23 protein-coding genes are annotated in these 25,515 nt (G+C 63.9%); 12 read left to right on the top strand and 11 right to left on the bottom strand.

Annotated features, from left to right (window positions below; all coding sequences use genetic code 11):
- Positions 1–175: 175 nt before the first annotated feature.
- The 4 genes from PO883_RS09470 to PO883_RS09455 all read left to right on the top strand — a co-directional run bounded on the left by PO883_RS09470 (position 176) and on the right by PO883_RS09455 (position 4,058).
- On the top strand, positions 176–922 hold the full coding sequence (locus PO883_RS09470; protein WP_289309533.1) for a hypothetical protein: 747 nt from the start codon (positions 176–178) through the stop codon (positions 920–922).
- A gap of 189 nt (positions 923–1,111) precedes the next feature.
- Entirely contained in the window at positions 1,112–2,029 is a 918-nt protein-coding gene (locus PO883_RS09465; protein ID WP_289309532.1) for a hypothetical protein, read from the top strand.
- An 88-nt stretch (positions 2,030–2,117) separates the two neighbouring features.
- Positions 2,118–3,035 (top strand): hypothetical protein, encoded by a 918-nt coding sequence (locus PO883_RS09460; RefSeq protein ID WP_289309531.1) that lies wholly within the window; start codon positions 2,118–2,120, stop codon positions 3,033–3,035.
- Between the two features lie 3 nt (positions 3,036–3,038).
- Entirely contained in the window at positions 3,039–4,058 is a 1,020-nt protein-coding gene (locus tag PO883_RS09455; protein ID WP_289309530.1) for an O-methyltransferase, read from the top strand.
- On the opposite strand, the gene PO883_RS09450 is transcribed toward PO883_RS09455, so the two are convergent.
- Entirely contained in the window at positions 4,010–4,453 is a 444-nt protein-coding gene (locus tag PO883_RS09450) for a hypothetical protein (RefSeq protein WP_289309529.1), read from the bottom strand. The genes PO883_RS09455 and PO883_RS09450 overlap by 49 nt on opposite strands.
- Before the next feature lie 268 nt (positions 4,454–4,721).
- Between PO883_RS09450 and PO883_RS09445 the strand changes: the two genes are divergently transcribed.
- Positions 4,722–4,898: a hypothetical protein gene (locus tag PO883_RS09445; protein ID WP_289309528.1), complete on the top strand. Its 177-nt coding sequence runs from the start codon at positions 4,722–4,724 to the stop codon at positions 4,896–4,898.
- A gap of 28 nt (positions 4,899–4,926) precedes the next feature.
- Here the strand turns inward: PO883_RS09445 and PO883_RS09440 are convergent, their stop codons facing one another.
- Positions 4,927–6,462: a vanadium-dependent haloperoxidase gene (locus tag PO883_RS09440; protein ID WP_289309527.1), complete on the bottom strand. Its 1,536-nt coding sequence runs from the start codon at positions 6,460–6,462 to the stop codon at positions 4,927–4,929.
- Between the two features lie 61 nt (positions 6,463–6,523).
- Here PO883_RS09440 and PO883_RS09435 point away from each other — a divergent pair, with 61 nt between their 5' ends.
- Positions 6,524–8,764 (top strand): bifunctional diguanylate cyclase/phosphodiesterase, encoded by a 2,241-nt coding sequence (locus tag PO883_RS09435; protein WP_289309526.1) that lies wholly within the window; start codon positions 6,524–6,526, stop codon positions 8,762–8,764.
- Positions 8,765–8,801: 37 nt separating this feature from the next.
- Here PO883_RS09435 and PO883_RS09430 read toward each other — a convergent pair whose 3' ends face one another.
- From PO883_RS09430 to PO883_RS09415, 4 genes are all read right to left on the bottom strand, one after another.
- Positions 8,802–11,327 carry a PAS domain-containing hybrid sensor histidine kinase/response regulator gene (locus PO883_RS09430; RefSeq protein ID WP_289309566.1) on the bottom strand — a complete coding sequence of 842 codons (2,526 nt, stop codon included), beginning with the start codon at positions 11,325–11,327 and terminating at the stop codon, positions 8,802–8,804.
- Positions 11,328–11,613: 286 nt separating this feature from the next.
- Positions 11,614–12,987: a hybrid sensor histidine kinase/response regulator gene (locus PO883_RS09425; RefSeq protein WP_289309525.1), complete on the bottom strand. Its 1,374-nt coding sequence runs from the start codon at positions 12,985–12,987 to the stop codon at positions 11,614–11,616.
- 8 nt (positions 12,988–12,995) lie between these two features.
- Complete coding sequence (locus PO883_RS09420) at positions 12,996–14,453, bottom strand: ATPase domain-containing protein (RefSeq protein WP_289309524.1); 1,458 nt, start codon at positions 14,451–14,453, stop codon at positions 12,996–12,998.
- Positions 14,450–14,863 (bottom strand): hypothetical protein, encoded by a 414-nt coding sequence (locus tag PO883_RS09415; RefSeq protein WP_289309523.1) that lies wholly within the window; start codon positions 14,861–14,863, stop codon positions 14,450–14,452. The genes PO883_RS09420 and PO883_RS09415 overlap by 4 nt, the downstream gene beginning before the upstream one ends.
- 276 nt (positions 14,864–15,139) lie before the next feature.
- Here PO883_RS09415 and PO883_RS09410 point away from each other — a divergent pair, with 276 nt between their 5' ends.
- Entirely contained in the window at positions 15,140–15,634 is a 495-nt protein-coding gene (locus PO883_RS09410) for a pyridoxamine 5'-phosphate oxidase family protein (RefSeq protein ID WP_289309522.1), read from the top strand.
- Positions 15,635–15,662: 28 nt separating this feature from the next.
- Here the strand turns inward: PO883_RS09410 and PO883_RS09405 are convergent, their stop codons facing one another.
- Both PO883_RS09405 and PO883_RS09400 read right to left on the bottom strand, forming a co-directional pair.
- Entirely contained in the window at positions 15,663–16,916 is a 1,254-nt protein-coding gene (locus PO883_RS09405) for a hybrid sensor histidine kinase/response regulator (RefSeq protein ID WP_289309521.1), read from the bottom strand.
- 95 nt (positions 16,917–17,011) lie between these two features.
- Entirely contained in the window at positions 17,012–18,133 is a 1,122-nt protein-coding gene (locus tag PO883_RS09400; protein ID WP_289309520.1) for a serine hydrolase, read from the bottom strand.
- A gap of 213 nt (positions 18,134–18,346) precedes the next feature.
- Here PO883_RS09400 and PO883_RS09395 point away from each other — a divergent pair, with 213 nt between their 5' ends.
- The 3 genes from PO883_RS09395 to PO883_RS09385 all read left to right on the top strand — a co-directional run bounded on the left by PO883_RS09395 (position 18,347) and on the right by PO883_RS09385 (position 20,781).
- Positions 18,347–19,003 carry a CatA-like O-acetyltransferase gene (locus tag PO883_RS09395; protein WP_289309519.1) on the top strand — a complete coding sequence of 219 codons (657 nt, stop codon included), beginning with the start codon at positions 18,347–18,349 and terminating at the stop codon, positions 19,001–19,003.
- Positions 18,987–19,178, top strand: a complete 192-nt coding sequence (locus tag PO883_RS09390) for a hypothetical protein (RefSeq protein ID WP_289309518.1) — start codon at positions 18,987–18,989, stop codon at positions 19,176–19,178. Before PO883_RS09395 ends, PO883_RS09390 begins: the two co-directional genes overlap by 17 nt.
- A gap of 139 nt (positions 19,179–19,317) precedes the next feature.
- The gene (locus PO883_RS09385) at positions 19,318–20,781 is read left to right on the top strand and encodes a hypothetical protein (RefSeq protein WP_289309517.1); all 1,464 of its coding nucleotides are present in this window, start codon (positions 19,318–19,320) and stop codon (positions 20,779–20,781) included.
- A 59-nt stretch (positions 20,782–20,840) separates the two neighbouring features.
- Here the strand turns inward: PO883_RS09385 and PO883_RS09380 are convergent, their stop codons facing one another.
- The gene (locus PO883_RS09380) at positions 20,841–21,578 is read right to left on the bottom strand and encodes a hypothetical protein (protein ID WP_289309516.1); all 738 of its coding nucleotides are present in this window, start codon (positions 21,576–21,578) and stop codon (positions 20,841–20,843) included.
- Between the two features lie 202 nt (positions 21,579–21,780).
- The gene (locus PO883_RS09375) at positions 21,781–22,146 is read right to left on the bottom strand and encodes a PKD domain-containing protein (RefSeq protein WP_289309515.1); all 366 of its coding nucleotides are present in this window, start codon (positions 22,144–22,146) and stop codon (positions 21,781–21,783) included.
- 160 nt (positions 22,147–22,306) lie between these two features.
- Between PO883_RS09375 and PO883_RS09370 the strand changes: the two genes are divergently transcribed.
- Positions 22,307–23,101, top strand: coding sequence for a YfaP family protein (locus PO883_RS09370; RefSeq protein ID WP_289309514.1), 795 nt, complete (start codon positions 22,307–22,309; stop codon positions 23,099–23,101).
- Positions 23,102–23,182: 81 nt separating this feature from the next.
- Here the strand turns inward: PO883_RS09370 and PO883_RS09365 are convergent, their stop codons facing one another.
- Positions 23,183–23,764 carry a DJ-1/PfpI family protein gene (locus PO883_RS09365; protein WP_167086728.1) on the bottom strand — a complete coding sequence of 194 codons (582 nt, stop codon included), beginning with the start codon at positions 23,762–23,764 and terminating at the stop codon, positions 23,183–23,185.
- A 181-nt stretch (positions 23,765–23,945) separates the two neighbouring features.
- Here PO883_RS09365 and PO883_RS09360 point away from each other — a divergent pair, with 181 nt between their 5' ends.
- On the top strand, positions 23,946–25,421 hold the full coding sequence (locus PO883_RS09360) for a M20 family metallopeptidase (protein WP_289309513.1): 1,476 nt from the start codon (positions 23,946–23,948) through the stop codon (positions 25,419–25,421).
- Positions 25,422–25,515 lie beyond the last annotated feature (94 nt).

The following is a 25,515-nucleotide window of genomic DNA, read 5'->3' as shown; positions in this document are numbered from 1 at the left end:
TTGCTGTGCACAGGCGATTGTGGAGGTGTGCCAGAACCCTTAGCCCAGCCAAAGTGGAAGGGCTCGGTTGAATATTGGCATACCCTTAAAGACCAGTTCGCTTCCCGCTTCGCTAAATTTTCATGGTGATGCCAATATAAAGGCAAAACCATAACATTAAAAAAGGACTCAACTCATGAAACGGAACCAATTTTTGCCCATATTGGCTGCATGTGCGATTAGTTTCGCCGGGGCTTTTTCAGCAAACTCCGCGCCAATTCACCCACCCAATGAAGCAAAAAAAGAAGGCCCAGTACGCGAAGTGATATCTGACGAGGCAAAAAAAGAACTGCTCGCACGCGAAGCGGTATCACAAGCAATCGCACCGATTAAATCCCAGGCAGACCTGGAGCGCTATTTAAAAATGGTTCCGCCAAAGTCCAATGCACTCTACCTGCTTTCTCCAGCGGCAAGGGAACGCTTCCTTGCCACAGTGACTTTTAATGAAAAAGGTCTGACTGGTTTTGGTTTCGAGGACCTTCAACGCGAATTGTCGCAAGAGCAGATAGCAAAAGTGCTTGCGCTATTCGGTTCCGAAAGTTCAGCCAAGTACATCAAGCCCTCTACCGATACACGGGCACCCGGTCCCGGCGCCAGTAGTAATTGCATCGAAAATCCGGGCGACTTCATACCCGTGTTTTGTGAAGGTGGCGGTGGTGACGGCGGGTTCGGCGGATTCGGCGGGCCCGGCGGTGGTGGCGGTGGAGGATGTATGGGCTGTGAAGGCCCGCCGAGGATGCCATCCGTCCCCCCCGAAAAAAAAGTCCCAGGGGCACTTGACCCCGTATTTCTAGCCAACGGCGACATTTATCACATGTATTGCGACTGGGGTGGAAGCACTTGCTCGCCAAGCAACTTCAAAATATGCAAAGCGAAATGCTAGTTATTAAGTCCATATTATCATGAATTGGCCGGCAATCGGAGTGGTGCTGTGAGCAGGATAGGTGCTGTCCTGCCCACGGCGCGGCATGTTGCTACGTAGTCATTTAGCAGGATCTGAATTGTCGCTCGCCGGCAGCACGGAGCTTGTAGAGTTCTACAGGATCATTCTTGCAACGAATAGAGGGACGATATGCCCCAAAAGATAAAACCGACCTTGATCGCGACTGTACTGTCCGCAACAGCTTTTGCCGCTGCCCTATTTTATTCTAGCCGCAAGGAGCTTGAACGCGAACCACGCTCCCAGACGCAGCATGTGAGGACGGTCGGGCCTGTGAAAAAAAACGCGGACAGGAAGGCGCGGTCCAGTACCTCAGTTAAAGCGGAAAACATAACCCGTGGCCCGTGCCCTCCTTTTTTCGGTGCGACAGTTACAGCAGTTCACGATGATGCGAAAGTACAGGCCGGCATACAAGCCGTTATAGCGAAAAACTTGGACGTCCGCACACTTAGCCAGTTATCTCAGCAGGGAAACATGTTCGCAGCTCTAGTACTATTTCAAAAGGTTAAGCCGTGCTCCGAAGCGACACGACATATGGACAGCATGGAATTTGATGCCCCCAATGCCGGCTACCTTTCCGCGCGCGAGTGCTCCCAGCTGCCGGCGCCGCTCTTGCGCAACCCGATTAATATCCTCATCCCAGCCGCAGACGCAGGTGCAACTGCCGCAAAATTGTTAATTTCAAAAAATGCTCCCACTGTCGCTTCCATCATGACGGTTCTTAAAAATACGACAGCGCAGGAAGATGCGGATCTCAGAGCTCTTGCCGAAAGGCATGGCCTTGACGCCGCCCGTTCTGGGTCAGAAAGCGCAATGGCGTTGGTTGCACATAGTTATCTAAGCGGCGCCTTTGGACGAAAAGACGCTGCGGACGCATATGCAATTGTGCAAGCGTGGGCCCATTCGGGAAGTCCGGAAAACCGTGACCGTGCGGGATATCTGCATTCCCAGATGTCGACAACTGAACTGGAGAACGCAAAAGCATTGCTCTCCCGTTGCGGCGCCCAAAATAGCAGCAATTCTTCGATAATGCTCTCGCCATTTAACTAGATTATTTCGCAAAAAAATTGGCACTACATACATTGGTTTAGGCAAACTTAGGACATTCGTTTTTATAGATGCAAGCTCAGGAGGCGTTATGAAAAAAAATGGCTGGATTAAGATTCTTGCCGGGTTATCGTTGCTTGGATTTTATTCCTTAAGTTCTGCAGGAATAGACATTTCACAGCGGTTGCAGGATTTTATTGCGAAGACGGATGCGGTTTCAACAAGCGGCAAACCGACTGCGGAAAAAGCTAATTTAATTGACGCGGAGTATGCGGAGAATTTCGGCACCCGCGCCTCGACCATACCTGATGACGAGTTGGCTGCGTTTTTCGCGGCGACCCAGTACGTGATGTTCTATACACTGGACAAGTCAAAATTACCTCTGTTCGAAAAGATATTTGACAGGCTAGTCGACGCCCGCCAGGCAACCCCGGACCAATATCGACAATTATTGGAAATGTACTACGCGCTTCGCGAGTTTAAAAAAGCGAACTCGCTTATTGAACAGTACAACCCAAATGCCCTACAAGGCCCAATTACAGTAAATGACCTAGCAAGCCCTTCGGCGCAACGAACTGCTTGGGCTTTTCAGGAGAAACGCAGCTTAACGCGGCGCGTAATGAACTTACAGAAGGGATTGCGCCTGGTGATTATTGGCTCGCCTTATTGCGGATTCACAAAAAGAGCTGTATCACAAATCGAGAGCGATCCCACGCTTGCGCCAATACTACGCGAAAAAGTGACGGTTATGGCAATGCCTGATTTTAATTTTAATTACGACGCGTACACCAGATGGAACCAGTTGCACCCCTCGCTTCCGTTTACACTGACGCATAGCCGGGAAGAATGGCCAGAGGTCACCCATTGGGTATCGCCCGTTTTCCTGTTTTTTCGAAATGGAAAGCTGGATTCGACATTTTCAGGATGGGGAAAGGGTGGGGATTTGAATAAAGTGTATCGAGGATTTGGGATCACTGTCTCTTCCGTTTCAGAACTGGTGTCACAATAAATCTTGCCTGAGGACTTAGCTGTCGAAGTTGGTGAGACGGATGTCGGTCGCAAGTCAAGTTGTCCATTAAAGCTGGTTTCGCAATCATTTCCGACATATCGCACCTGTTTCGGAAAGTCGCACCAGACGACTCCAGCGGAGCGCCGGCGCTGCGCGTGGACGGCCAAGGTGCGATGTTCCATCTACTCAGCAACCAGCCAGAAACTTCACCGTGAATGCAACTCTGCAAAACCGTTAAGCGAGATCGAACAATTCGGCGAGGAAAATGATGCCGCCATCGACGAGCGCGCACGCCGCATGCTCAACATCACGCGCGGCACGGGCGAGTTCCTGGCGCACGTGATCGGCGCCATGGGCGCGCGCGCGATCCTGGAAATCGGCACCTCGAACGGCTATTCGACCCTGTGGCTGGCCGATGCCGTGGCAGCAAACGGCGGCAAGGTCACCACGGTGGGAATGGCGCCGCTCAAGCTGCGCATGGCGCGGGAAAATATTGCCGCATCCGGCCTGGGGCGCACCATCGAACAGGTCGAGGGCGACGCCGGCGCGCTGCTGTCGCGCTCGTCCGATTGCTCCTACGACCTGGCTTTCCTCGATTCCGAACGCACCGAACATCTTGGCTGGTGGGCCGACATCAAGCGCGTGCTGCGTCCGCACGGCGTGCTGATCGTCGACAACGCCACCTCGCACGCGGCGGAGATGGCGCCTTTCATGCAGGCCGTGGCCGCCGAAGCGGTTTTTTCCACCAGCCTCGTCACTGTCGGCAAGGGCGAATTCGTGGCCAGCCGGGTGCCGGACATGGCGCGCTACTGGGGGCCTCGAAAAACCGTAGCGAGCGGTGCAAGTGTCGTCAGAGAAGCGCAGCCGTACGAAGGTACGGTGAGCATCGCAGGGCGAAAATTGCGCCGCGCAGTCGGTTTTTCGCGGTCCCCTACTGGGCCGGCTGGCGCGAGAGTTGAAGCCACGGCCGCGCCTTATTGGTGCTTCCCTTTTTTATCGGAACGCAGACTTCCGGCCCGGTGATTGCGCACGAAGGCGTCGATGATCTCGCGCAGAATCTGCTGGGTAGAGGCGGGCAGGGACACAATGTCGTTCATCATGGCAAGATTCTCACCAGACAACATCGAGGATGGCAGGCCGACGGCGGCCGTGTCCGCGTTTTCGGCATCGCCGAAGCGCAACCAGGCCGCGTGCACCCCCAGCCAGGTGGCCAGGATAACGATCTTTTCGTGGGTCGGAATGGCTTCCCCGGAAAGCCATTTGCGTACCGCGTGCGGCGTCACGGCGGCGCCATTGGCGCGCAGGTTATACGCCCGCATGAAAGGCGTCGGTGCGGCCGGCACCCCGGCAGCGCGTAGCGCGGTTTTGAGCCTGTCGCTGAAATTGACGCGCTCTTCGTCGGCGATCTTGGTAGTCATTCGGTATTGTAAGGAGATCGCCGCGGCGGGCGCGCACGCTTGCCGGATCGTGACAGCAGTCGGCCCGGCCGGGATCCCGTGGTGCGCGCCGCTGTCCAAGGTGGATACAGCCCCCCTTCGTGTTTCAGCATGGGGGTCGGTGGCCCGGCGATTGTGCCGCTTACCTGGCAAACCATGATGCAAACAAGGCCCCCTCCCCCCCCGCGCGCAGCACCTTTATTCCTACGCGGCGATCACTGCTCACTGCGCGGACCAGATCGCACAGCTCATGGCCGATGCGCGCCGCCAGAGCGGGGCCGAAGCGCGCTACCGGTACGAGCGCGCCTATGGCGTGTACATCGGCTGGCGCGCGCTGCTCTGCGGCCATGCCGACCATGCCCTGTTCGCGCGCGACGACCTGCGCCTCGAAGCCCTGCTCGCCGCCAAGTTGTCGTCCCGGCCTTGAACGGCGCCGGCGCGTGCCGGCGCCCCCGTTACGGCGTTGGCGCGGCCGGGGCCGCCGGGGGCAGCAAGCCGCGCTCGAACACATAATCGGCGACGCGGCGTCCGACCGCCAACCCGGCGCGCTTGTCGAACGGCCAGTGCACGCCCAGGTAAATCCGGCTCTGGGCGTTTTCTTCCTCCGCCTGGCTCAGGCGGGAAAACCCGCGTACCAGGCGCGGCCGCACCTGGCCGCTGTTGTCGCGCGTGATGCCATTGAATTCATCGGACACCAAGCTGAAGGCGATCGCATCGGTGCCGTAAAAGCGGCGCAGGGTCTGGAACAGCGCGCCGCCGAAGCTGGCGTGACCGGAAGGATAGGAGGGGAACGGCGGCGTGAAATCCGGGTCCGTGGTGTTGCTCGCCTGCGCCCCCAGCGGCGTCCATTGCGGGTCGCCCCGGGTGGCCGGATTGCCGTCGCCCAGGCCGGTCGGGCTGCTGCCGGGCGAGGCTTCGCGGATGCCGGTCACCGGGCGCCAGAATTGCTCGGTATACTTGGTGCCCCACACCGTCAGGCAGGTGTCGGCCAGCGCCACGTTAACCAGGGCCAGCATGCGCACCATCTGCATGCCGCCCAGGCCGCGCCGGGCGCCGATATCGAGCGCGATCTGGTTGTACATGCGCGGTGCGCTGCCGATCCAGGGCGAGCCGTCGTACGACCAGAAAATGCCGGCCACGGTTTGCGCCGGCGTGCGCCGGGTCGGGGTGCTCACGCCATTGCCGCCCAGCTGCCTGACTTCCTCGAAGGCGGCGGCGTAGGCGCTGCTGGTCAGGGCCGGCGGCGGCGCGGGCCGGAACGCCAGGGCCGATGGCAGCACGAACGGGCGCACCGGCTGCCACACGGCGGCCAGCGCCAGCGGATCGCGGCTGACCGGATCGGGCCGCCACTTGCCGGGCGCATTGCTCGGGAAAAAGTCGACGCCGACGATCCGGTCTTCATAGGTGGCCTCGCGCGCCGCATGCATCGCCAGCACGGCAGCGGCGGCGCGGCGGCCGGTCTCGGCGCCGTTGTCGCGCGCGCGCCCCGCTTGCAGGCGGGCCATGCCGCGCAGGTAGGCTTGCGCGAAGCTGGCCGCTTGCGCGGGGTACAGCGCGATCAGGGTATCGCGCGCGGCGCGCGCCAGCGCCGCGTCGGGGGCGCTGGCGGCGGGCGCCGGCAGCATGCCGGTGTAGCTCGGATAGAGCGGTACGACGGCGTTGACGGCTTCGTACAGGGCCAGGTGGAAAATGGCCAGCGCGCGCGCACTGCGCGCCGGGCCGAACTGTTCGCGCCAGAGGCGCGCCGATCCGGGCGGCGGCGGGGCATGGTCGAGCGCATTGGCGCGCAGCGCCATCTCGCTCCAGTAGCGCACCTGCGCCGCCAGGCCGAGCGCGCGCAGCAATTCCTCTTGCGGGGTTGCCGCGGCGCCGGCCCCTGCGCCCTGCGCTGCGGCGGCGCGCGCGTCCGGCTGCGCCTGCGCGGCCGCCCCATGGCAGGCCAGCACGCTCGCGAGCGCGGCGGACAAGATACGCTTGAACAAGGGTTTCATGGTGTTCTCCTTGAGAAGGGTGGAAACGCGGCCGGCGAGGTAGCAAGCCGACCATAGCGCCGTGGCGCCGCCCCGTCTCACGATCCTGTCAATGGCCGGCCTGCGCCATCCGGGCAAAAAAAGCCGGAACTTTCATGGCCGTGCGCATGTCGAACGAAAACCACAATCATTCGAGTTTCCATGGACCAGCCTTCCCCCCCCCAAGGAGGCGCGCATTGCGCGCTTCATTCGCACCCACCTGCAAGATATCCTGCGCAACTGGGATAACTTTGCGTACAGCATTCCGGCGGCGCGCTATCTGCCGGCGGCCACCCTGCGCGACCATGCGGCCGGCATGCTGGCCGCCATCGCCGACATGCTCGACCTGGCGCCGGCGGCGCCAGGCGCGGCCCCGCCTCCCGCGCCGGCTTCCCAACCGGGCACCCAGGCCAGCCTGCACGGGGCCGCGCGTATGGGCATCGGCTTCAGCGTCAACGACACCGTGGCCGAGTTTCGGGCGCTTCGGGCCAGCGTCATGTCTCTGTGGGCGGCCAGCGACCATGGGAACGACCTCGACAGCGAGGACCTGATCCGCTTCAACGATGCCGTCGACCAGGCGCTCGAAGAGTCGCTGCAAGCCTTCTTCATCGAAAAAGATGAACTCACGCACCGCTTCGACACCCTGCTCTCGGCCACCCCCGACTTGCACTACATCACCGATGTCAATGGCCTCGTGCTGTACGCCAACCAGGCCCTCGGCACGCTGCTCGGCGCGCCCGCCGCGCCCGGCGCCAGGCAGCACCTGGCCGATTTCTGCCCCGCCTTCGCCAGCCAGCTCGCACGCGACCTCCGCGCTGTGACCGACACCCGCGCCACCGGGCGCGGCGAACTGCAATACACCCTGGCCGACGGCACGAAGGACACTTACCGCTACATCCTGATCCCGGTGGTCAACGACGATGGCACGGTCGACGCCGTTACCGGAACGGCGCGCAATATTTCCGAACTCAAGGTGTCGGAAGCGCAAATCCTGCGCAACGCCTATTACGACAGCCTCACCGGCTTGCCCAACCGCGCACTATTCCGCGAGCGGCTAGACCAGGACGTGCGGCGCGCGGCCCGCACCGAGTTCGCGCTGGCCCTGCTGTTCATCGACCTGGACGGCTTCAAGGAAGTCAACGACCGCTTCGGCCACGATACCGGCGACCTGCTGCTGTGCCAGGTCGCGCAGCGCTTGCAGGCGTGCGTGCGCGCGACCGACACGGTGGCGCGCATCGGCGGCGACGAATTCACCGTCATCCTCAACGAAGTGAGCCGGATCGCGTTTGTCGAGATGCTGGTATGCCAGATCCTGGCCGAACTGGCGCGCCCGTTCGCGCTCGCGGACAAGGAGGTGCACGTGTCGGGCAGCGTCGGCATCACCATCTGCCCGCAAGACGCGCAGCTGCCCGACGACTTGCTGCGCAATGCCGACCAGGCCATGTTCGTGGCCAAGCACGCGGGCCGCAACCGCTTCAGCTATTTCACGCCCGACATCCGCGATTCGGCCTGGGCGCGCCTGCGCTCAATCGACCAGCTGCGCCAGGCGCTGGCGCGGCGCGAGCTGCGCGTGTATTACCAGCCCATCGTCGACCTGGCCAGCGAGGCCATCGTCAAGGCCGAGGCGCTGGTGCGCTGGCACCATCCGGACGGCGGCCTGGTGCTGCCGCAGCACTTCATCGGGATCGCCGAGGAAACCGGCCTGATCGGCGAGATCGATGCCTGGGTGCTGGCCCAGGCGGTGCCCTGCGCGGCCCGCCTGAGCGAACTGACGGGCGCGCCCTTCCAGATCAGCGTGAACAAGTCGCCGGTCGGGTTCATGAGCCGCGTGATCCGCCATTGCTGGGAAGAAGACATGGACCTGTTCGACCGCGCCGGCGCGCACATCGCAGTCGAAATCACCGAGGGCGTACTGCTCGACGATTCGCCCGGCGTGCGCGACAAGCTGGCCCGGCTGCAACGGGCCGGGGTCCAGTTCACGATCGACGACTTCGGCATCGGTTACTCATCGATGGCCTACCTGAACAAGTTCAAGGTCGACTTCCTGAAAATCGACCAATCCTTCGTCAAGGACATGCTCACCACCAACCCGCGCAGCCAGATCTTTGCCGAAACCATTATCGTGATGGCGCACAAGCTGGGCCTGAAGGTGATCGCCGAAGGGGTCGAGACGGCCAGCCAGCGCGACTGGCTGCGCGAGGCCGGCTGCGACTACGCGCAGGGGTTCCTGTTCTCGCCAGCCACTACCGAAGAGCACTTCGCGCAGCTGCTGCAAGCCGGCTGAGGCGCGCGCGGCGCCGCCCAGGCCGCGCCGCGCTTGCTCAATGCACCAGCGCCGGCAGCGGATCGAGGCCGGGCTGCTGCGCGTGCTGCAAGGCCAGGTCGAGCGCCGCCATGAATTCGGCGATCTGGATCGGCTTGGTCAGATAGCGGAAAAATCCGGCCTCCATGCCGCGCGCGATATCGCGCGGCATGGCATTGGCCGACAGCGCCAGCACCGGAATATGCGCCGTCTCGGGGTGACCGCGCAACATGCGCAGGGCGCCAAAGCCGCTCAGGTTGGGCAAGTTGATGTCCATCAGGATCACCGTGGGCTGGTAGGCGCGCGCCAGGGCGATGCCCAGGTGGGCGTCGATCGCGGTGAGCAGTTTCAAGTCCGGACGGCGCTCCATCAATTGCTCCACCAGCAGCAGGTTGGCGGGATTGTCTTCCACGTACAGCAGGGTGCGCAGCGCAGCGCCCGCTGCCGGACGGGCGCGCGCCAGCGCGGCGGCGTCCAGGGCCGACAGCGGTGGCGCTGCCACCGGCGCGGCGCAGGACGCGAAGTCGACCCAGAAGCGGGAACCGGATCCGGGCTCGCTCTCGACCCCGATGCTGCCCCCCATCAGCTCGACCAGCTGCTTGGTCACGACCAGGCCGATGCCGGTACCCTCTTCCGCTCCGCTCTCCTGCCCCAGGCGGTTAAACGGCTGGAACAGTTGCGCCAGCTGCTCGCGCCCCAGGCCGGCGCCGGTATCGGTCACGCACACCCGCACCATGCCGTCCGCGCGCGCGCTGCACGCCACATGGACCGATCCCTCGGCGCTGTTGTACTTGATGGCGTTCGACAGCAGATTGATCAGCACCTGCTTGACCCGCACCCGGTCGGCGTGGATGTAGAACGGCGTGCCGGGCGTGGGGAACAGCAGGAAAATGCCGCGCGCGGCCGCCTGCGGCCCGACCAGCTCGTAGCAATCGTCGAGCACGTCGGAAAGCGACATCGTTTCGGTCGACATCGATATCTTGCCCGACTCGATCTGGGCCAGGTCGAGAATTTCATTAATCAAGCGCAGCAGATACCAGCCGCCCTTGAGGATCTGGTTGATCGAGCGCTGCTGCTTGACGGTGGGCGGCGGATCGTCCGAGGCCATCAGTTGGGCAAAGCCGAGCACGCCGTTGAGCGGGGTGCGCAATTCATGGCTCATGCTCGACAGGAAATCCGACTTGGCCTGGTTGGCCTTTTCGGCGGCCGCCCGGGCCGCTTCCAGTTCGACGTTATTGGCCTGCAAGGCTTGCTCGAAGTGCTGGCGCTCGGTGACGTCGCGCGCGGCGGCGAACACGCCGCGCAGCTTGCGGTCGCGGTCGTAGAAGGTGGTGGCATTGTACGAGACCACCGTTTCCTTGCCGTCGCGGGCGCGCGCGGTCAATTCGTAATTGGTGACCTTGCCCGACGCCAGCACCCGCTTGATGCCGGCCTCGGCGCGTGCGGCATCGGTGAAATAATTCTTGAACGGGGCCCCGATCAACTCATCGCGGGTGCAGCCGGTCAGCGCTTCCATCTGGTGGTTCACATCGCTGATGATGCCGCGCGGATCGGTGGTCATCAGGGCATCGATATTCGATTCGATCAGCGAGCGGGTGTAGAACTGCTGGTCGCGCAAGCTCTGGTCGAGCAGCGCCTGTTCGGCCTCGACCCGCTTGCGCGCGGTATTGTCGGTGCCGATCAGCAGATAGCCGATGATGGCGCCGTCGGCGTCGCGCAGGGCGGTCACCGACACCACCGCCGGGAAGCGGCTGCCATCCTTGCGGATGTAGGTGAGCTCGTAGATATCCTCGATCCCGCGCGAGGCCTTGAATACCAGCGCCTCGAAACCGGGGGCGATCGGGGTGTCGAGTTCGTCGCTGAGGCTGGCGGCGCGCGCCACCACTTCCTCCGGCTCGGAAATATCGGCCGGGGTGATGCGGTCGACCACGTCGCCGGCGGCGTAGCCGAGCATTTTTTCGGCGCCGACATTGAAAATCTGGATCACGCCCTGGGCATCGGTGGCAATGCTGGAGAAATTGGCACTGTTGAAGATGGCCGCCTGCAGCGCACCCGCCCGCACCAGCGCCTGCTCGGCATTCTTGCGCGCGGTATTGTCGGTGCCGATCAGCAAATAGCCGATGATGGCGCCGCCGGCGTCGCGCAGCGCCGTCACCGACACCACCGCCGGCTGGCGGCTGCCATTCTTGCAGATGTAGGTCAGCTCGTAGATATCCTCGATACCGCGCGAGGCCTTGAACACCAGGGCCTCGAAGCCGGGCGCGATCGGGGTGTCGAGTTCGGCACTGAGGGCGGCGGCGCGCGCGATCACTTCTTGCGGATCGGAAAACGCGGCCGGGGTGATCAGGTCGACCACGTCGGCCGCCGCGTAGCCCAGCATGCGCTCGGCGCCGACGTTGAAAATCTGGATCACGCCCTGGGCATCGGTGGCGATGCTGGAAAAATTGGCGCTGTTGAAAATGGCGTCCTGCAATGCTTCCGACTTGATCAGGCGCTGCACCAGCGCGCGGCCGCTGTCGGGCGGGTCCTTGAGCGTGCGCAGCATGACGCGCGCGGGCCGGTTGCACAGCCACAGGCACAGTGGGGCCAGCAGCGCGGCCGCGCCGAACAGGGCCATCAGCACAGGCGAACCGGCCGGGCCGGCCAGGGCCAGCGCGCCAACCGTATACAAGGTCAGCAGCGCGACACCGAGGCCGGCGAGCGCCAGCTGGCGCGGCCATGCAATACGGGAAGAGAACATGAAATCACCTTGAGTAACAGACTATGAGCGCAAAACCCGGCTCATCAAGGTAGCGGCGAAGCCGCTGTAGGTCGTTCCGCGCCGCCGTGGCCTAACACGGCCGTACGGCGGCGGCGATGAAGCGGGTGACGGTGCTCGATGCCACCAGGGCCAGCAAGGCGTCGGCGTCGAGCGGCTTGACCAGATACTGCCCGAAACCGGCCGCGATGGCGCGCATGCGGTCTTCCACCTGGCCATAACCGGAAATGGCGATGGCAAAGGGAATGTGCGCGCCCGCGGTCTTGCGCAGCTGGCGGATCAACTCGTAACCGTCCAGCCCGGGCAAGCCGATATCGCAGATGAGCACGTCAAACGCGCGGGCGCGCGCCAGCGCCAGGCCGGCCACGCCATCGTAAGCCAGGGTGACCAGATGGCCCTCGCCCTGCAACAGGCGGCCCAGCGTTTCGTTGGCGTCCAGGTTGTCTTCGACCAGCAGGATGCGGCGCACGACCGGCACCTCGCCGACGCGCGGCGGCACGACCACGGGGCCGCCGGGGGCCACCAACGGCAGGTACACGGTGAAGACGCTGCCCAATCCGAGGCCATCGCTGCTGCCGACCACCTTGCCGCCGTGCAGCTCGATGATGTTGCGCACCACGTTCAAGCCGATGCCGAGGCCGCCTTCGGCCCGCGCCAGCGCGCGCGGCCCCTGGGTAAACAGGTCGAACACGTTGGCCAGCACGTCCGCATCCATGCCGGCGCCATTGTCGCTCACGGTGACCACCGCAAACCCGTCGTGGGCGCGCGCGGCCACCCGCACCAGGCCATGGTCGCCCGTGTATTTCGAGGCGTTCACCAGCAGGTTGGCGAACACTTGCGCCAGGCGCACCGGGTCGCCGTCGACGATGAGTTCCTCGGGCAAGTCCAGCTGCACCTGCTGCTGCCGTTCCAGCATCCTGACCTGGACCGTCTGCACGGCACGGCGCAGCAAGTCCGCCAACGGCATCGGGCTGCGCAGCAGCGACATCTTGCCGCTGCTGATGCGCGCCGCATCCAGCAAGTCGTCCAGCAGCCGGGTCAGGTGCTGCACCTGGCGGTAGATGATCGCATGCACGTTCAGCAACTCGCTGGACGGTTCGGGCAGCCGTACCAGCATGGCATTGGCCAGGCTGATGGGTGCCAGCGGATTGCGCAGCTCGTGCGCCAGCATGGCCAGGAATTCGTTCTGGTGCCGCTGCGCCCCCTCGGCCGCGTCGCGCAAGGTGCGCGCATCCAGGGTGGCGAGCACCAGGTTGCCGTTCGCTTCGCGTAATTCATCGCCCAGGGTGGCCTGGACTGCGGCGGCGGCGCGCAGGCTGGCCACCTCGCCGGCGAGCTGCGCCAGCATCGCGCGCAGGGTGGCGGGATCGGCGCAGTCGGCCGGCAGCGCCGCGTCAAGGGGTGACGTGATGGCAAGCGATCCTTCCGGGCTGTGGTGAATCGCCATGATGTCCCCTATTCCGGCGCCAGGATGGCCGTGGCCCGCCCGCACAGCAGGCCGTTGTACGCTAGCGCGCCGGGCTCGATGCGCAGGCCGCCCGCGTCGATGCTGTAGCGGCGCAAGTCGGTGCTGTGGGCGCTGCCGCGCACCTTGACCACCGTCAGCACCTTGGCCAGGCGGCCTTCCAGCTCGACATAGCGCATGGCGACGATGGCGTCGGCCAGGAAACCGGTGTCGGACTGGCTGAAGCGCAGCTCGGTGAAGCGGTCGTCCAGGCCCATGGTCACCATCACCGTCACCCCCAGGCGCGCCAGGCCCGCCAGGATGCGGAACACTGAGGACCGGTAGTCACTCTGGAACTCGGGCGCCAGGTACAGGCTGACCTCGGACAGCGAATCGATCACCACGCGCCTGGCGCCGCTGCCTTCGACGGCGGTGATCAGGTCGTCGAGGATTTCCTCGACCGACAGGTCGAGCGAGCGGCTCTGCACCAGGGCCACCTCGCCATTGCGGATCAGGGTATCGAGTTCGGCATTGCGCAAGTGCGCCGCGTCTTTCTGGAAGCAGGCGATGACGCCGCGTTCACCCTGGCGCGCGCCCTGCGCCAGGAAGGCCGTGCCGAGGATGGTCTTGCCCGAGCCGGAGGGGCCGACCACCATCGCCGCGTGTCCGGACGGCAAGCCGCCACCGAGCATGGCGTCGAGTTCCGCGTTGCCCATGGAAACCCGTACCGACGCGGCCGCCTGGGCCGGCACGACGGCCAGCGGCGGCAGCATGCGCGGGTAGATCTTGACCCCGCCGGCATCGATGCGGAAGGTGTGCGCACCGAGCAGGTGGGCCTGGCCGCGCATCTTGATGATGCGGATCTTGCGCACCGACGAGTTGCCCACGATATCATTGGTCAGCGCGAGCATGCCGTCGGCCACCGTCATGATGGGATTGGCTTCGATCTCGGCGTTGGCGTATTCGCCGATGAGGAAGGTGGTCGCTTGCCAGCTGGTCATGCGGGTACCGAGCTCCTGGATGAAATACTGGAGGTCGCTGACGCCCTCGTTGCCGTTTTTCGCCATCTGCACCACCGAGCGGAACGAATCGACGAACACCAGGCCGGGGGAAAACGCTTCGACCTCGCGCGTGATGCGTTCGAGCACGCCGCTGAAGTCGCCCGCGCGCAGGTCGTCGGCCAGGTTCACATAGCGGATGCTGTCGTCGATCTTGTCGATATCGAAAAACTGGTACTGCTGCTGGTAGCGCAGCATTTTCAGGGTCGGCTCGCCGAGCACGGTGAAAAACAGGGCTTTCTTGTGCGGGCCGGCCAGCGCGAACATCATCTGATGCGCGAGCGTGGTTTTGCCGCTCCCTGGCGCGCCGGCGATGACGTTGAAGGAAAACTCGCTCAGGCCGCCGCCCAGCAGGGTGTCGAGCCCGGGCACGCCGGTCGGCTGGAGGCCCAGCTGCACTTTCAGGTTCATGTACTCTTTCCGCCGGACCGCTCGGTCCATGCTGTATTCATCAGACGGACCGTGAGGGCCTCGCCTATCAGGCCCGCCAGCAGCCGGGTATAACTCTCGAGCATCGCGCGGTGGAAGGCGTCCGCCGCCTGCGGCTCCATGGCGCCCAGCTGCGTGCCGAGCTGGTCGAGCAGGAGCGCGGCCGAACGCAGCTCCCGCAAAACCGGACTCGGCAGCGAATCGGGAAACGTCAGGTGGCGCGCGCGCGCGTACATCGCGCACAGCGCGGCCTCCCCGATCAGCGGGGTCAAGTGCGTCATCAGCCGCTCCCATGCGTTCAGGGCGGCGGCACGTGCTGCGCACTCGCCGTCTGGCGACGCGGCAAGCACCTCATCAATCAGTTTTTGCCGCATCACATCACTGGTTTCCATCTAAGGCCGAGTAAGTATTGGTCATGTGCACATTTACAACTGGGCGTAACGCAGTATGGACGTTTATCCGTTTCCGCGCAGGTTTATTACGCTACCTGGCGTGGATGCCATGACAACGATAATCGCGCGCATCGCTGTCCGGTGCGGGGCGTGCGCGCGCTTTGTGCTAGGCTCGAACGGGTACCCTGGCGAATGCTCCCTGGTGACACGCGCGTGCGCGCCCCGTACCAGCCGGCGCGACGGCACGCTCGTCCCGATCCATTGAAAGGAGAACCCATGAAACCGCTTCCCCCAGCAGCGCAAGCGCTGGCCGCCAAGATCCTTGCCGCCGTGACCGACCTGACCCTGGCATCGATCCGCGACGATGGCACGCCGCACGCCTCGACGGTCAGTTTCGCCGCCGACGGGCTGGTGCTGTATGTCGCCATTGCGCTCGACAGCCACAAGGCGCACAACCTGCGCACCCATCCGCAGGTGGCGCTGACGGTGAACGCGCCCTACCGCGGCTGGCAAGAGATCCAGGGCTTGTCGATGGATGCCGTGGCCGAGATGATTCATGAACCGGTGGAAGCGCAGCGCGCCGCCGCCGCCCTGCTCGCCAGGTTTCCGGCATTCGCCGACGTGGTTGCCAACACGGCCGCCCTGCCGTGGCCGGGCATGCTGTTCGTGCGCATCACGCCGCTGGCCCTGTCCCTGCTCGACTACACCAAGGGATTCGGCCATACGGATTTTTTCGACCTGCGCGACAGCGCCGCCGGGCGCCTGGCCTGAAGGTGCAAGGACGGCGCTGGCGCCGCGCCTAGCGGGCGTTGCCGGCAGCGGCGATGAAGCCGGTGACCGCGGCCGAGGCGACCAGCGCCAGCAAGGCATCGATGTCGAGCGGCTTGACCACGTACTGGCCGAAGCCGGCCGCGATGGCGCGGGTGCGGTCGTCCGGCCGGGCATAGCCGGACATGGCGATCGCAAACGGGATATGCGCGCCGGCGGTGCGGCGCAGTTGCGCGATCAGCTCGTGGCCATCCAGGCCGGGCAGGTTGATGTCGCAGATCAGCACGTCGAAAGCCTGGGTGCGCGCCAGCGCCAGCCCGGCGATGCCGTCGTAGGCGGCGGTGACGCTGTGGCCTTCGGCCAGCAGCAGTTGGCCCAGGGTATCGTTGGCGTCGAGATTGTCTTCCACCAGCAGGATGCGGCGCGCGGCGGGCGCGGCACCGCCGGGCGGCGCTCCCGCCTCGCCGGCCGCGAGCGGCAGCGACACGGTGAACACGCTGCCCCGGCCAAGTCCGTCGCTGGCGCCCACCACCGTGCCGCCATGCAGTTCGACGATCTTGCGCGCCACGTTCAAGCCCACCCCCAGCCCGCCTTCGGAGCGGCCCGGTGCGCGCGGTCCCTGGGTGAACAGCTCGAAGATGCCGGGCAGCAGCGCCGCTTCCATGCCGGCGCCGTTGTCGGCCACGGTCACCACCGCCCTGCCCTCATGGGCGCGCGCAGCCACGCGGATGGTGCCGCCGTCGGCGGTGTACCTGGACGCGTTGACCAGCAGATTGGCAAAGGCTTGCGCCAGCCGGGCCGGATCGGCATGCACCGTGAGTTCTTCCGGCATGTCCAGCTGCAACTGCTGGCGCCGCTCCAGGATGCGCACCTGCACCGTCTGCAAGGCGCGCCGCAGCAGGGCGACCAGCGGCACCGGCGCGCACGCGAGCGTCATCGTGCCGCTGTTCAGACTGGACGCATCGAGCAATTCATCGAGCAGGCGGCTCAGGTCCTGCACCTGGCGGTGGATTACCGCATGCACATTGAGCAGGCCGGACGAGGGGTCGGGCAGTTTGGCCAGCATGGTGTTGGCCAGGCTGATGGGAGCGAGCGGATTGCGCAGTTCGTGCGCGAGCAGCGCCAGGAAAGCGTTCTGGCGCGCGCCGGCGTGCGCGGCGGCGTCGCGCAGGGTGGCGACGTCGGCGTCGCGCTGCGCCAGCAACAGGCGCAGGCCGGCCAGCTCGGCAGCCAGGGCTGCTTCGGCGGGGGTGGGCGATCCTGTTGGGCTGTGCTGGTTCGCCATGGCGTCCTTGGTTCGATCCGGCGAGGGCGGCAGCCGGTCCGCGCAGTATGGCGCCAAAACGCCGCGCGCGTGAAGTTAATTCACCGGTGTGCCGCTCAAGGACTTTTTTTGGCCGGACTGAGGATGGGGAACAGCTTGCCGAAGATGCCGTTCAAAACCTTGTCCGCGCCCATGTCGTCGGCGGCGTTGGCGACCACCAGCGCGCCGCTGCCCTGCTCCGGAAACAGCACGGCGATGGCCAGCCAGTTGCCGTCCGAGCCCTGGTGGACCAGCGCCGGCCCCTGGCGGCCGGCGACCGAGGCTTGCACGCCCCAGTCCAGGCCGGCGGGACTGTCCGGCTGCGCGGTCTGCATCAGCGTGCAGGATGCCGGCGCGAGCAGCTTGCCCTGGCCTTTGGCGCCGGCCAGCTGGTCGAGATTGAAGCGCGCCCAGTCGGCCAGGCTCATATGCAAAAAGCCCGCCGGCGCGAACATGGCCGGTGCGCCGTCGTCGAAGGTGGCCATGGCGAGCATCGGCTTGCCGTGCTGGTGGCCACGGTTCTGGCCAGCGCCGGTGTTGCCGAAACCGGCGTTGCGCATCGCCAGCGGCTCGAATACTTCCTTGCGCATCAGCGCTTCGTAGCTGTCGCCGGTGGCCTGTTCCGCGATCGCGGCGGCGATCAGGAAGCCGGTATTGCTGTAAGCGAAGGCGGGACCCGGCGCGACGGCCGGCTGGTCCCTGAGCGCTGCGGCGATGTAGGCCAGGCGCTGCTGTCCGGCCGGGCGGGCATCGGTGAAGAAATGTTGCGCGCCCTTGAGATCGAGCAGGTCGCGTGGCAATCCGGCCCGATGGGACAGCAAGTGCAGCAGCGTGACCTGGCGGTACGCGGGCAGCATGCCTGCGGCCAGCTCGGGCAGCAGCTTGTCGAGCGGCGCATCCCAGGCCAGCACGCCGCGCTCGGCCAGGCGCGCGATCATGGCCACCGTCATCACCTTGCCGGTCGAGCCGATCAGCCAGACATCGTCGGCGCCGGCGCGGCGCGGCCGGTCATTGCGCTGGCGGCCCTGCACTGTTTGCGCGGCGATGGCGCCGTCGCGCAGGATCACGGCGCCGACCGCCGGGACCTTGCTGCCGGCCATGGCCGATTTGACGATGGCGTCGAGCTTGTCGGGCGATGCCGCGCAAGTGGTGCCGGCGAGGGTGAGTGCGGCGATCAGGGCAATTCGTCGAAACAGCATGATGGGCTCCGCTCTCCGGTGCGCGGCCATGGCGGCGCGCACGGTGTCTATCCGCCTGCGATGCAGGATGAGTTCGCAGCTTACATCGCCGCGGGGCCAGTATGCGGCGGCGGGCGACAGGCTGCCGTTTCCGGGGAACAGAAGGTCGGGACGGCGCTGCCGGAACGCGGCCGTGGCCTGCCGGCCTGCACGTTGATCGGTTAAACTGCGTGCATGAAAAATTTTGAACTCCGGCGCGACCGCTACGAGGTATTCCGCCAATTCGACAATCCCCTGCTCAATATCAGCCTGACGCTGGAACTGCCCGATTTCCGTCCGTTTTGCAAGCAGCATGAGCTGCCGCCATTTCACTTCTTTTTGTATTGCGTGTTGTCGGCGATCGAGACGGTCGATAACTTCATGTACCGCGTGCACGAAGGCGAGGTGATCAAGATCGACGATTTCATCGGTTCGTTCACCGTGATCAATGAGGACAATAATCTCAATTTCGCGCGTTTCACCAGGAGCGCCGACCTGCGCGAATTCATCGCGCGCAGCGTGCGCGCCGGCCAGGAAGCGAAGGCCAGCCGCGCCTTGATCAATACCAGCGCGGACCTGACGCCGCGCCAGGCCAGGGAGAATATCTATATCACCTGCATGCCGTGGTTCGACATGCGCGCGATCGAGCATCCGATTTTCTGTCATCGCAGCGCCGATATTCCCTCGCTGGCCTGGGGCAAGTTCAGCGCGCCGGCCGGCGATACGATGACGATGCCGTTTTCGGTGCAGGCGCATCACGGCTTTGTCGACGGCTACCACGTGCATGTGCTGGCGCAGGCCATCGCGAACCGGGTGGCGGCGGTGATGGCCGCGCATGAAGGCGTTGATTAGCCGCGTTCCGCTCGTTTTCTCACTATCCGGCATGCACAAGGAAATCGGATTGCTCCGCTTTTTCAAGCGCAAGCTGGTTCCAGCACCAAGCCAGCGCGGCCCCGCTGAAACAGCGCCGATGGATGCTGAACTGACTTCCTGCTTCGCCAGGATGACCGAACGCCGGCAGGCTTAAACGTAACAAAACGAAATGTTTTTATTCTTTCGGATCGGCAGGAATAAGATGAGCGCGGATTGCATGACATACCGACACGTCCGCTGCAATCGCCAACCTCATGCGGTTCCAACCTGGAGAATGTTTGATGAAACGTGCTATGAACGCCGTACTACAACTCAGTTGCCTGGCCATGTTCAGTCACATCGGTGCAGCGGGCGCCGCCACCATTACCGTCGGGCCTGGGCAATCGATCCAGAATGCGGTGAATACGGCGATCGCCGGCGATACCGTGCGCGTGCTGGCTGGCACCTACACGCAAAAGGTCAAACTGGCCGACAAGAATGGCAGCGCGGGCAATTTCATTACCGTCAAGGGTGACGCCGGGGTGATACTCAGCGGTACGGGGCTGGTGCCAAGCGACCGCGAAGGCTTGATCACGATCACCAATTCAAACTATGTGCGGGTGGAGGGTTTCGACGTCACCAACTTCATCACGGGCGGATCGAATACGCCGGTCGGCATCCTGGTGCAGGGCAAGGGATCGAACATTCAAATCGTCAATAACAAGATCCACAACATCAAGCACACCAGCACCTGCAAGGACCCGTGTTCGGTGGGCGCGCACGGGCTGGCCGTGTTCGGCACCAACGCGGGCGGCATCACCGATTTGCTGGTGCAGGGCAACGAGGTGTATCAAAACGTGCTGCAGTCGAGCGAAGCGCTAGTGATCAACGGCAATGTCGACCGCTTCGAGGTGTTGTCGAACAATGTGCACGACAATAACAATATCGGTTTCGACTTCATCGGTTACGAAGGCGAATGCGGGGGCTGCGGCGAGAACGACCGGGTCCGCAATGGCATGGTTCGCGGCAATATCGCACGCAACAATTCGAGCTCGACCAACCCCTGGTACGGCAAGCAAGGTTCGGCCGGCGGTTTTTATGTGGACGGCGGCCGCAATATCCTCTTCGACCGGAATATTTCGACCGGAAACGACCTGGGCTTCGAGTTCGCCAGCGAACACGAAGGCAAGGCGACCGAGGATATCCTGATGATGAACAACATTGTCTATAACAACCGCGAGGCGGGCCTGTCGCTGGGCGGCTATTCGACCTCCGCGGGCGCGTCGCGCCGCATCCAGGTCCACAATAATTCCTTCTACAAGAACAAGGGCTGGGGAACCGAGCTGCTGTTCCAGTACAAGGTGACCGCCAGCCGTATCAGCAACAACATCTTCTTCGGCGAAAGCAGCGCGGATGAAGCGTATGAAGTGACTGGAAGCGGCCACAGCAACAATGCCTGGGGCAAGAATATCTGGTGGGGAACGGGCACGGCATCGTCCTCGCTGCCGGGCACGAAGGTCATTGCCGATCCAAAATACGTAGCGCCGGCGACCGGCAACCTCAAGCTGCAAGCCGCTTCCCCTGCCATCAATGCGGGCGCCGTGGCGCCCGCCGTGACGAACTGGACCTCGCCGCTGTGGATGCGCTATTTTCCATCCGGCGTGATTACGCCCAATGGCGTGGCCGATATCAACGGTGAATCGCGCAGCGAAGGCGCGATCGACCTCGGGGCCGATGAATTCGGCACCGCAGCGATGGCGGCCCGGGCGCCGCGCTAAGGGCCGCCCGCGCACCTGGAGGCCAGCGCCAGCGGCTGGCCTCGTCAGGCGCGGCCCTGTTACAGCTTGGTGTTGCCGCGATACCAGTCGTTGCCGACCAGCCGCAGATCGGCCGTCTGCACCGAACCGAGTGCGCCCGACCCGCTGCGGCTTTCGTCGATGCTCTGGATGTTATCGATCGCCACCGTGTTATCGCGGTTATACACGGTACTGTGCAGCAGCACGGTGCCATTATTCCAGTCGACGCTGGTCAGGGTCCCCTGCTCGATCGTGTAGTTGCTCGCTCCATACGGCACATAGATCATCAGGTATTTGCCTTGCTGGATCTGCAGCAGCTGGCGCCGGATCTGTTCTTTCCAGCCGTCGAACGGCGCTTCGGCCTCCAGGTTGGCGCTTTCCTTGGCACTCCATTCTTCCGCCGCCGATAGCATGCCGGCATATTTGGAGCGGTCGATGGTGCGCATCACTTCATCGGCGATGCGCACCTGCTCCGTGTACGGCAGGTATTTGGGAATATTGAACTCGTTGCGCCACTGCTCGGTGCGTACGATGTAATCGGCGTGCGTGGTGAACGTCGGCAGCGCTTCGCCCAGGCGGGTACGTTCATGTTCAATCCAATCCTCGGCTTCGGCGGCGATCTGCTCGTATTTATCGGTACCGATATCGAACAGGGCACGGTCGGCGATCTCCACCTTGAGATCGTAGGGATAGTCTTCCTGGATATTGAACTCCGCGCACCACTTGGCCGACTGCGCCACAAAATCGGAAACCGACAAATCGAATGGATTGATATTCATGTACATGCTCTCCAGTTAGTATGGTAAATGTCATTAACCTGCCTCTACCCCTACCCGACGCCGAGCTGTCGTATCAGCTTGTTACGTGCTTGAAAACCTGCCGCGCATTGCTTGATGTGAAAACCAAGCTTACTCTCGAATCAACAATAATACAAAGGCAATCGTGGCGCAGGCTGGCGCGGCGCGCGTGCCGGTGTTGTTCTTATGGCGCGTCCTGGCCCGGCACCGCCACCAGTTGCCGCGCGAGGGACGCCTTGCCCCCGGAATCGGACACCCGCACGACGACCTGGTAGCTGCCCTGTGCCGCGTAGGTGTGGGCGGCGCTCACCTCGCCCCTGCCCCGGCTCTCGCGCACACGCGCCGATTGCGCGCCGCTGCCATCGCCCCAGTCGATCGTCGCGGCATGGGTGTCGTACGCGTTGCGGTCGCGGAACGATAGCGTGAGCCTTGCCGGCTGGTTCGGGAGCGCCGCGCCGGTCCGGATCGGCCCCAGCACCGGCGCGTCGGTACCGCCACCGCCAAGGCGCAGCAGCACCAGCCCGGCGTTGGAATTGCACCTGGGGTGCACCTGGAACCATGTTGACCGTTGGCGTGCCGGGCGGGACGAGTTACCGCAAACTCCGCTGTCAGCGCATGACGCCGTTTCCGGGCGGCCGGCTTCCCCCGCCTTGCCTGTCCCCTTGGCCGGGCGAGCGGTTACAATCGCGCCAACCGCATGGAGCCCCCTGATGAAAACGAACTTGACGCCGTGCCTCGCAGCCTTGGCACTGGCCTTGGCCCTGCCGCCCGCAATGGCGACGGAAATTGCCTCCCCGGTGGGTGGCTGGAACCGCTCGGGCCTGGTCGACAAAAGCGATGACGCTACCGTGGCCTATCCCAATTCGCCGATCGACCGCGGCGCCCAGAGCAAGCGCAGCATGATCAAGGGGCGCATCGCGGCGGCCGCCGGCAAGCGCGAGGCGCACCAGTTGGTGGTCAACGGCAATCCCCTGCGCCTGATGACGGACGAGCAGGGCCACTACGCGCGCCCTTACCTGTTCGGCGCCGGCTCGAACAGCGTGGAAGTCAAATCGCCGCAGGGCAAATCGCTCAGGCGCGTGCAGTTTTACGAAACCAGCTCGGGCCGGCCCCTACCCGGCCTGCGCATCATCTGCGCCTGGGACGATACCGAAGCCGAGATCGACCTGCATATCGTCACGCCCGATGGCCAGCACGCTTACTTCGGCCATCCGGTACTGAGCAACGGCGGCGGGCTGGACGTCGACAGCGTGGACGGCCCGGGTCCGGAAATGTTCACCATGACCGCACCCTTGCGCGGGAACTACCATGTGTACATCAATTACTGGGGCAAGCTGGGCGCAAACGGTTATCACTTCGACGAAAGCAAGCGCCAGATGCAGATGATCACCGCGCGCGTGACGCTGGTGTACAACGAAAACACGCCGCGCGAGAAACGCGACGAGTTCGTGCTGCCCATGCGCAGCATCGGCGAACTGACGCTGGTGAAGTCGTTCACATTCTGAGTCGCGGCGTTCAAGGGCAATGGCGCGGATGGATCGATCCCGGGCCATCGCCGCCGCGTTGAGGTGATCAATCGCCGCCGGTCAGAGCTTGATCTCGGTACCGAGCAGCGTGAGGAACTGCGCCAGCCACTGCGGGTGCGCCGGCCATGCCGGGGCCGTGACGAAGTTGCCGTCCGTGACGGCCTGGTCGACCTCGATCTGCGCGTACTCGCCACCCGCCATGCGCACTTCCGGCGAACAGGCGGGATAGGCGGAAATGCGCTTGCCGCGAATCACATCGGCGGCCGCCAGCAATTGCGCGCCATGGCAAACCGCCGCAATCGGCTTGTTGGCCTTCGCGAACTGCCTGACCAGTTCGATCACCCGTTCGTTCAGGCGCAGGTATTCCGGGGCGCGGCCGCCAGCGATCATCAAGGCATCGTAGTTGCTTTCGTCGGCCTCATCGAAGCTGGCGTTGAGCGCGAACAGATGGCCGGGTTTTTCGGTGTAGGTCTGGTCGCCCTCGAAATCGTGGATCGCGGTCTTGATCTTGTCGCCCGCTTTCTTGCCGGGACAGACCGCGTGCACGGTGTGGCCGACCATGTGCAGCGCCTGGAACGGCACCATGGTCTCGTAATCTTCCGCAAAATCGCCCGTCAGAAACAAAATCTTCTTTCCAGCCATGCTTGTTCTCCTTGGTCAGTGGTGAAGTGATGCTTGCCGCTTGATTCATATCCAGATAATACGCCTGAATCCGGCTACGTAGCTGACGGTACCGGCTGAACGGCGACGTGCATGGCCCGCCCTGCCCCACCGAATGAAGTGCTACAGTAAAATACACTATTCTGATCAAGAGAGAACCGCCATGACCCACCCTACTTCGTCGCCCACCAGCGGCACGCTCTCCCAAAGCGAACTCGCGGCCTTTGCCGACCGCGTCTGGGATGAAGAAATCGTTCCGGCCCTGGTGTCGTACATCGCCGTGCCGGCCAAAAGCCCCGCCTTCGATGCCCAGTGGGAAGCCAACGGCTATCTCGACCGGGTCGTGCGCGATGCCGAGGAGTGGATCAGGAGCAAAAAGATTCCGGGGCTGAAACTCGAAGTGCTGCGCGCGCCGAATCGCTCGCCCGTCATTTTCTTCGAGTTGCCGGCCACCAAAGCCGCTTCCAACGATACCATCCTGATCTATGGCCACCTCGACAAGCAGCCGGAATTCGACGGCTGGCGCGGCGACCTGGGTCCGTGGACGCCCAAGTACGAGGACGGCAAGCTGTACGGACGCGGCGGCGCCGATGACGGCTACGCCGTGTATGCCTCGCTCACGGCCATCATGGCGCTGGACCGCCAGAACATTCCGCGCCCGCGCTGCGTGGGCCTGATCGAAACCTGCGAAGAAAGCGGCTCGTACGACCTGCCGCCTTACCTGGAGATGCTGGGCGACCGCCTGGGCCAGGTGTCGCTGGTGGTATGCCTGGATTCGGGTGCCGGCAACTACGACCAGTTGTGGCTGACCACCTCGCTGCGCGGCATGGTATCGGGCACGCTCAAGGTGGAAGTGCTGACCGAAGGCATCCACTCGGGCGCCCATTCGGGCGTGGTGCCGTCGAGTTTCCGCATCCTGCGCCATCTGCTGGACCGCCTCGAAGACGCCAAGACCGGGCGCTTGCTGCCGGAAAGCTTCCATTGCGAAATTCCGCACGTGCGTATCGAGGAAGCGAAGGCGACCGCCGCCATCCTCAAGGAAGAAGTGTACAAGCGCATGCCGTGGGCCTGCGGCGCCGATGGCGGCTCGGTGCTGCCGGTCACGACCGATCCGCTCGAAGCGATCTTGAACCGCACCTGGCGGCCGACTTTGTCGGTGGTGGGCGCGCAAGGCTTTCCAGAGTTCGCCAATGCCGGCAATGTGCTGCGGCCCTGCTCCGCCTTCAAGCTGTCGCTGCGCATTCCGCCTCTGCTCGACGGCAATGCCGCCGCGCTTCAACTCAAGGCCTTGCTGGAAGATAACGCGCCCTACAATGCGCGCGTGTCCTTTGTACCGGATGGCACGCCGGGTTCGTACGGCGCCAGCGGCTGGAATACGCCGGAGCTGAGCCCGTGGCTGTCCAGCGCCGTCAACGCGGCCAGCGAGAGCCATTTCGGCACGCCGGTCGGCTATCTGGGCGAAGGTGGCACCATTCCACTGATGGGCTTGCTGCAAAAGAGCTTTCCGAAAGCACAGATGATGGTGTGCGGCGTGTTGGGACCGAAGAGCAATGCGCACGGGCCGAACGAGTTCCTGCATGTGCCGTACGGAAAACGGCTGACGGCGGCGGTGGCGCAGGTGATTGCGGCGCATCCGTAAATAGCCAGGGCGCGCCGGGCGCAACAGACCGGTTTCGCCCGGCGTCCGGCCGGCCGCGCACAGGGCGTCGTGTTTGATCCACGGCGCGACGGGC

The organism is Massilia sp. DJPM01 (assembly GCF_030348125.1).
In the GTDB taxonomy this organism is placed as follows: Bacteria; Pseudomonadota; Gammaproteobacteria; order Burkholderiales; family Burkholderiaceae_D; genus Telluria_A; species Telluria_A frigida.
Note: the sequence above shows the minus strand (reverse complement) of the source record. Positions and strands in the feature narration are given on the sequence as shown.

Excerpts from the sequence above, each read along its gene's own strand:
- PO883_RS09470 (WP_289309533.1), top strand. The coding sequence starts at position 176 with ATGAAACGGAACCAATTTTTGCCCATATTGGCTGCATGTGCGATTAGT.
- PO883_RS09465 (WP_289309532.1), top strand. The coding sequence starts at position 1,112 with ATGCCCCAAAAGATAAAACCGACCTTGATCGCGACTGTACTGTCCGCA.
- PO883_RS09460 (WP_289309531.1), top strand. The coding sequence starts at position 2,118 with ATGAAAAAAAATGGCTGGATTAAGATTCTTGCCGGGTTATCGTTGCTT.
- PO883_RS09450 (WP_289309529.1), bottom strand. The coding sequence starts at position 4,453 with ATGACTACCAAGATCGCCGACGAAGAGCGCGTCAATTTCAGCGACAGG.
- PO883_RS09445 (WP_289309528.1), top strand. The coding sequence starts at position 4,722 with ATGGCCGATGCGCGCCGCCAGAGCGGGGCCGAAGCGCGCTACCGGTAC.
- PO883_RS09440 (WP_289309527.1), bottom strand. The coding sequence starts at position 6,462 with ATGAAACCCTTGTTCAAGCGTATCTTGTCCGCCGCGCTCGCGAGCGTG.
- PO883_RS09430 (WP_289309566.1), bottom strand. The coding sequence starts at position 11,327 with ATGCTGCGCACGCTCAAGGACCCGCCCGACAGCGGCCGCGCGCTGGTG.
- PO883_RS09425 (WP_289309525.1), bottom strand. The coding sequence starts at position 12,987 with ATGGCGATTCACCACAGCCCGGAAGGATCGCTTGCCATCACGTCACCC.
- PO883_RS09420 (WP_289309524.1), bottom strand. The coding sequence starts at position 14,453 with ATGAACCTGAAAGTGCAGCTGGGCCTCCAGCCGACCGGCGTGCCCGGG.
- PO883_RS09415 (WP_289309523.1), bottom strand. The coding sequence starts at position 14,863 with ATGGAAACCAGTGATGTGATGCGGCAAAAACTGATTGATGAGGTGCTT.
- PO883_RS09410 (WP_289309522.1), top strand. The coding sequence starts at position 15,140 with ATGAAACCGCTTCCCCCAGCAGCGCAAGCGCTGGCCGCCAAGATCCTT.
- PO883_RS09405 (WP_289309521.1), bottom strand. The coding sequence starts at position 16,916 with ATGGCGAACCAGCACAGCCCAACAGGATCGCCCACCCCCGCCGAAGCA.
- PO883_RS09400 (WP_289309520.1), bottom strand. The coding sequence starts at position 18,133 with ATGCTGTTTCGACGAATTGCCCTGATCGCCGCACTCACCCTCGCCGGC.
- PO883_RS09395 (WP_289309519.1), top strand. The coding sequence starts at position 18,347 with ATGAAAAATTTTGAACTCCGGCGCGACCGCTACGAGGTATTCCGCCAA.
- PO883_RS09390 (WP_289309518.1), top strand. The coding sequence starts at position 18,987 with ATGAAGGCGTTGATTAGCCGCGTTCCGCTCGTTTTCTCACTATCCGGC.
- PO883_RS09385 (WP_289309517.1), top strand. The coding sequence starts at position 19,318 with ATGAACGCCGTACTACAACTCAGTTGCCTGGCCATGTTCAGTCACATC.
- PO883_RS09380 (WP_289309516.1), bottom strand. The coding sequence starts at position 21,578 with ATGAATATCAATCCATTCGATTTGTCGGTTTCCGATTTTGTGGCGCAG.
- PO883_RS09370 (WP_289309514.1), top strand. The coding sequence starts at position 22,307 with ATGAAAACGAACTTGACGCCGTGCCTCGCAGCCTTGGCACTGGCCTTG.
- PO883_RS09365 (WP_167086728.1), bottom strand. The coding sequence starts at position 23,764 with ATGGCTGGAAAGAAGATTTTGTTTCTGACGGGCGATTTTGCGGAAGAT.
- PO883_RS09360 (WP_289309513.1), top strand. The coding sequence starts at position 23,946 with ATGACCCACCCTACTTCGTCGCCCACCAGCGGCACGCTCTCCCAAAGC.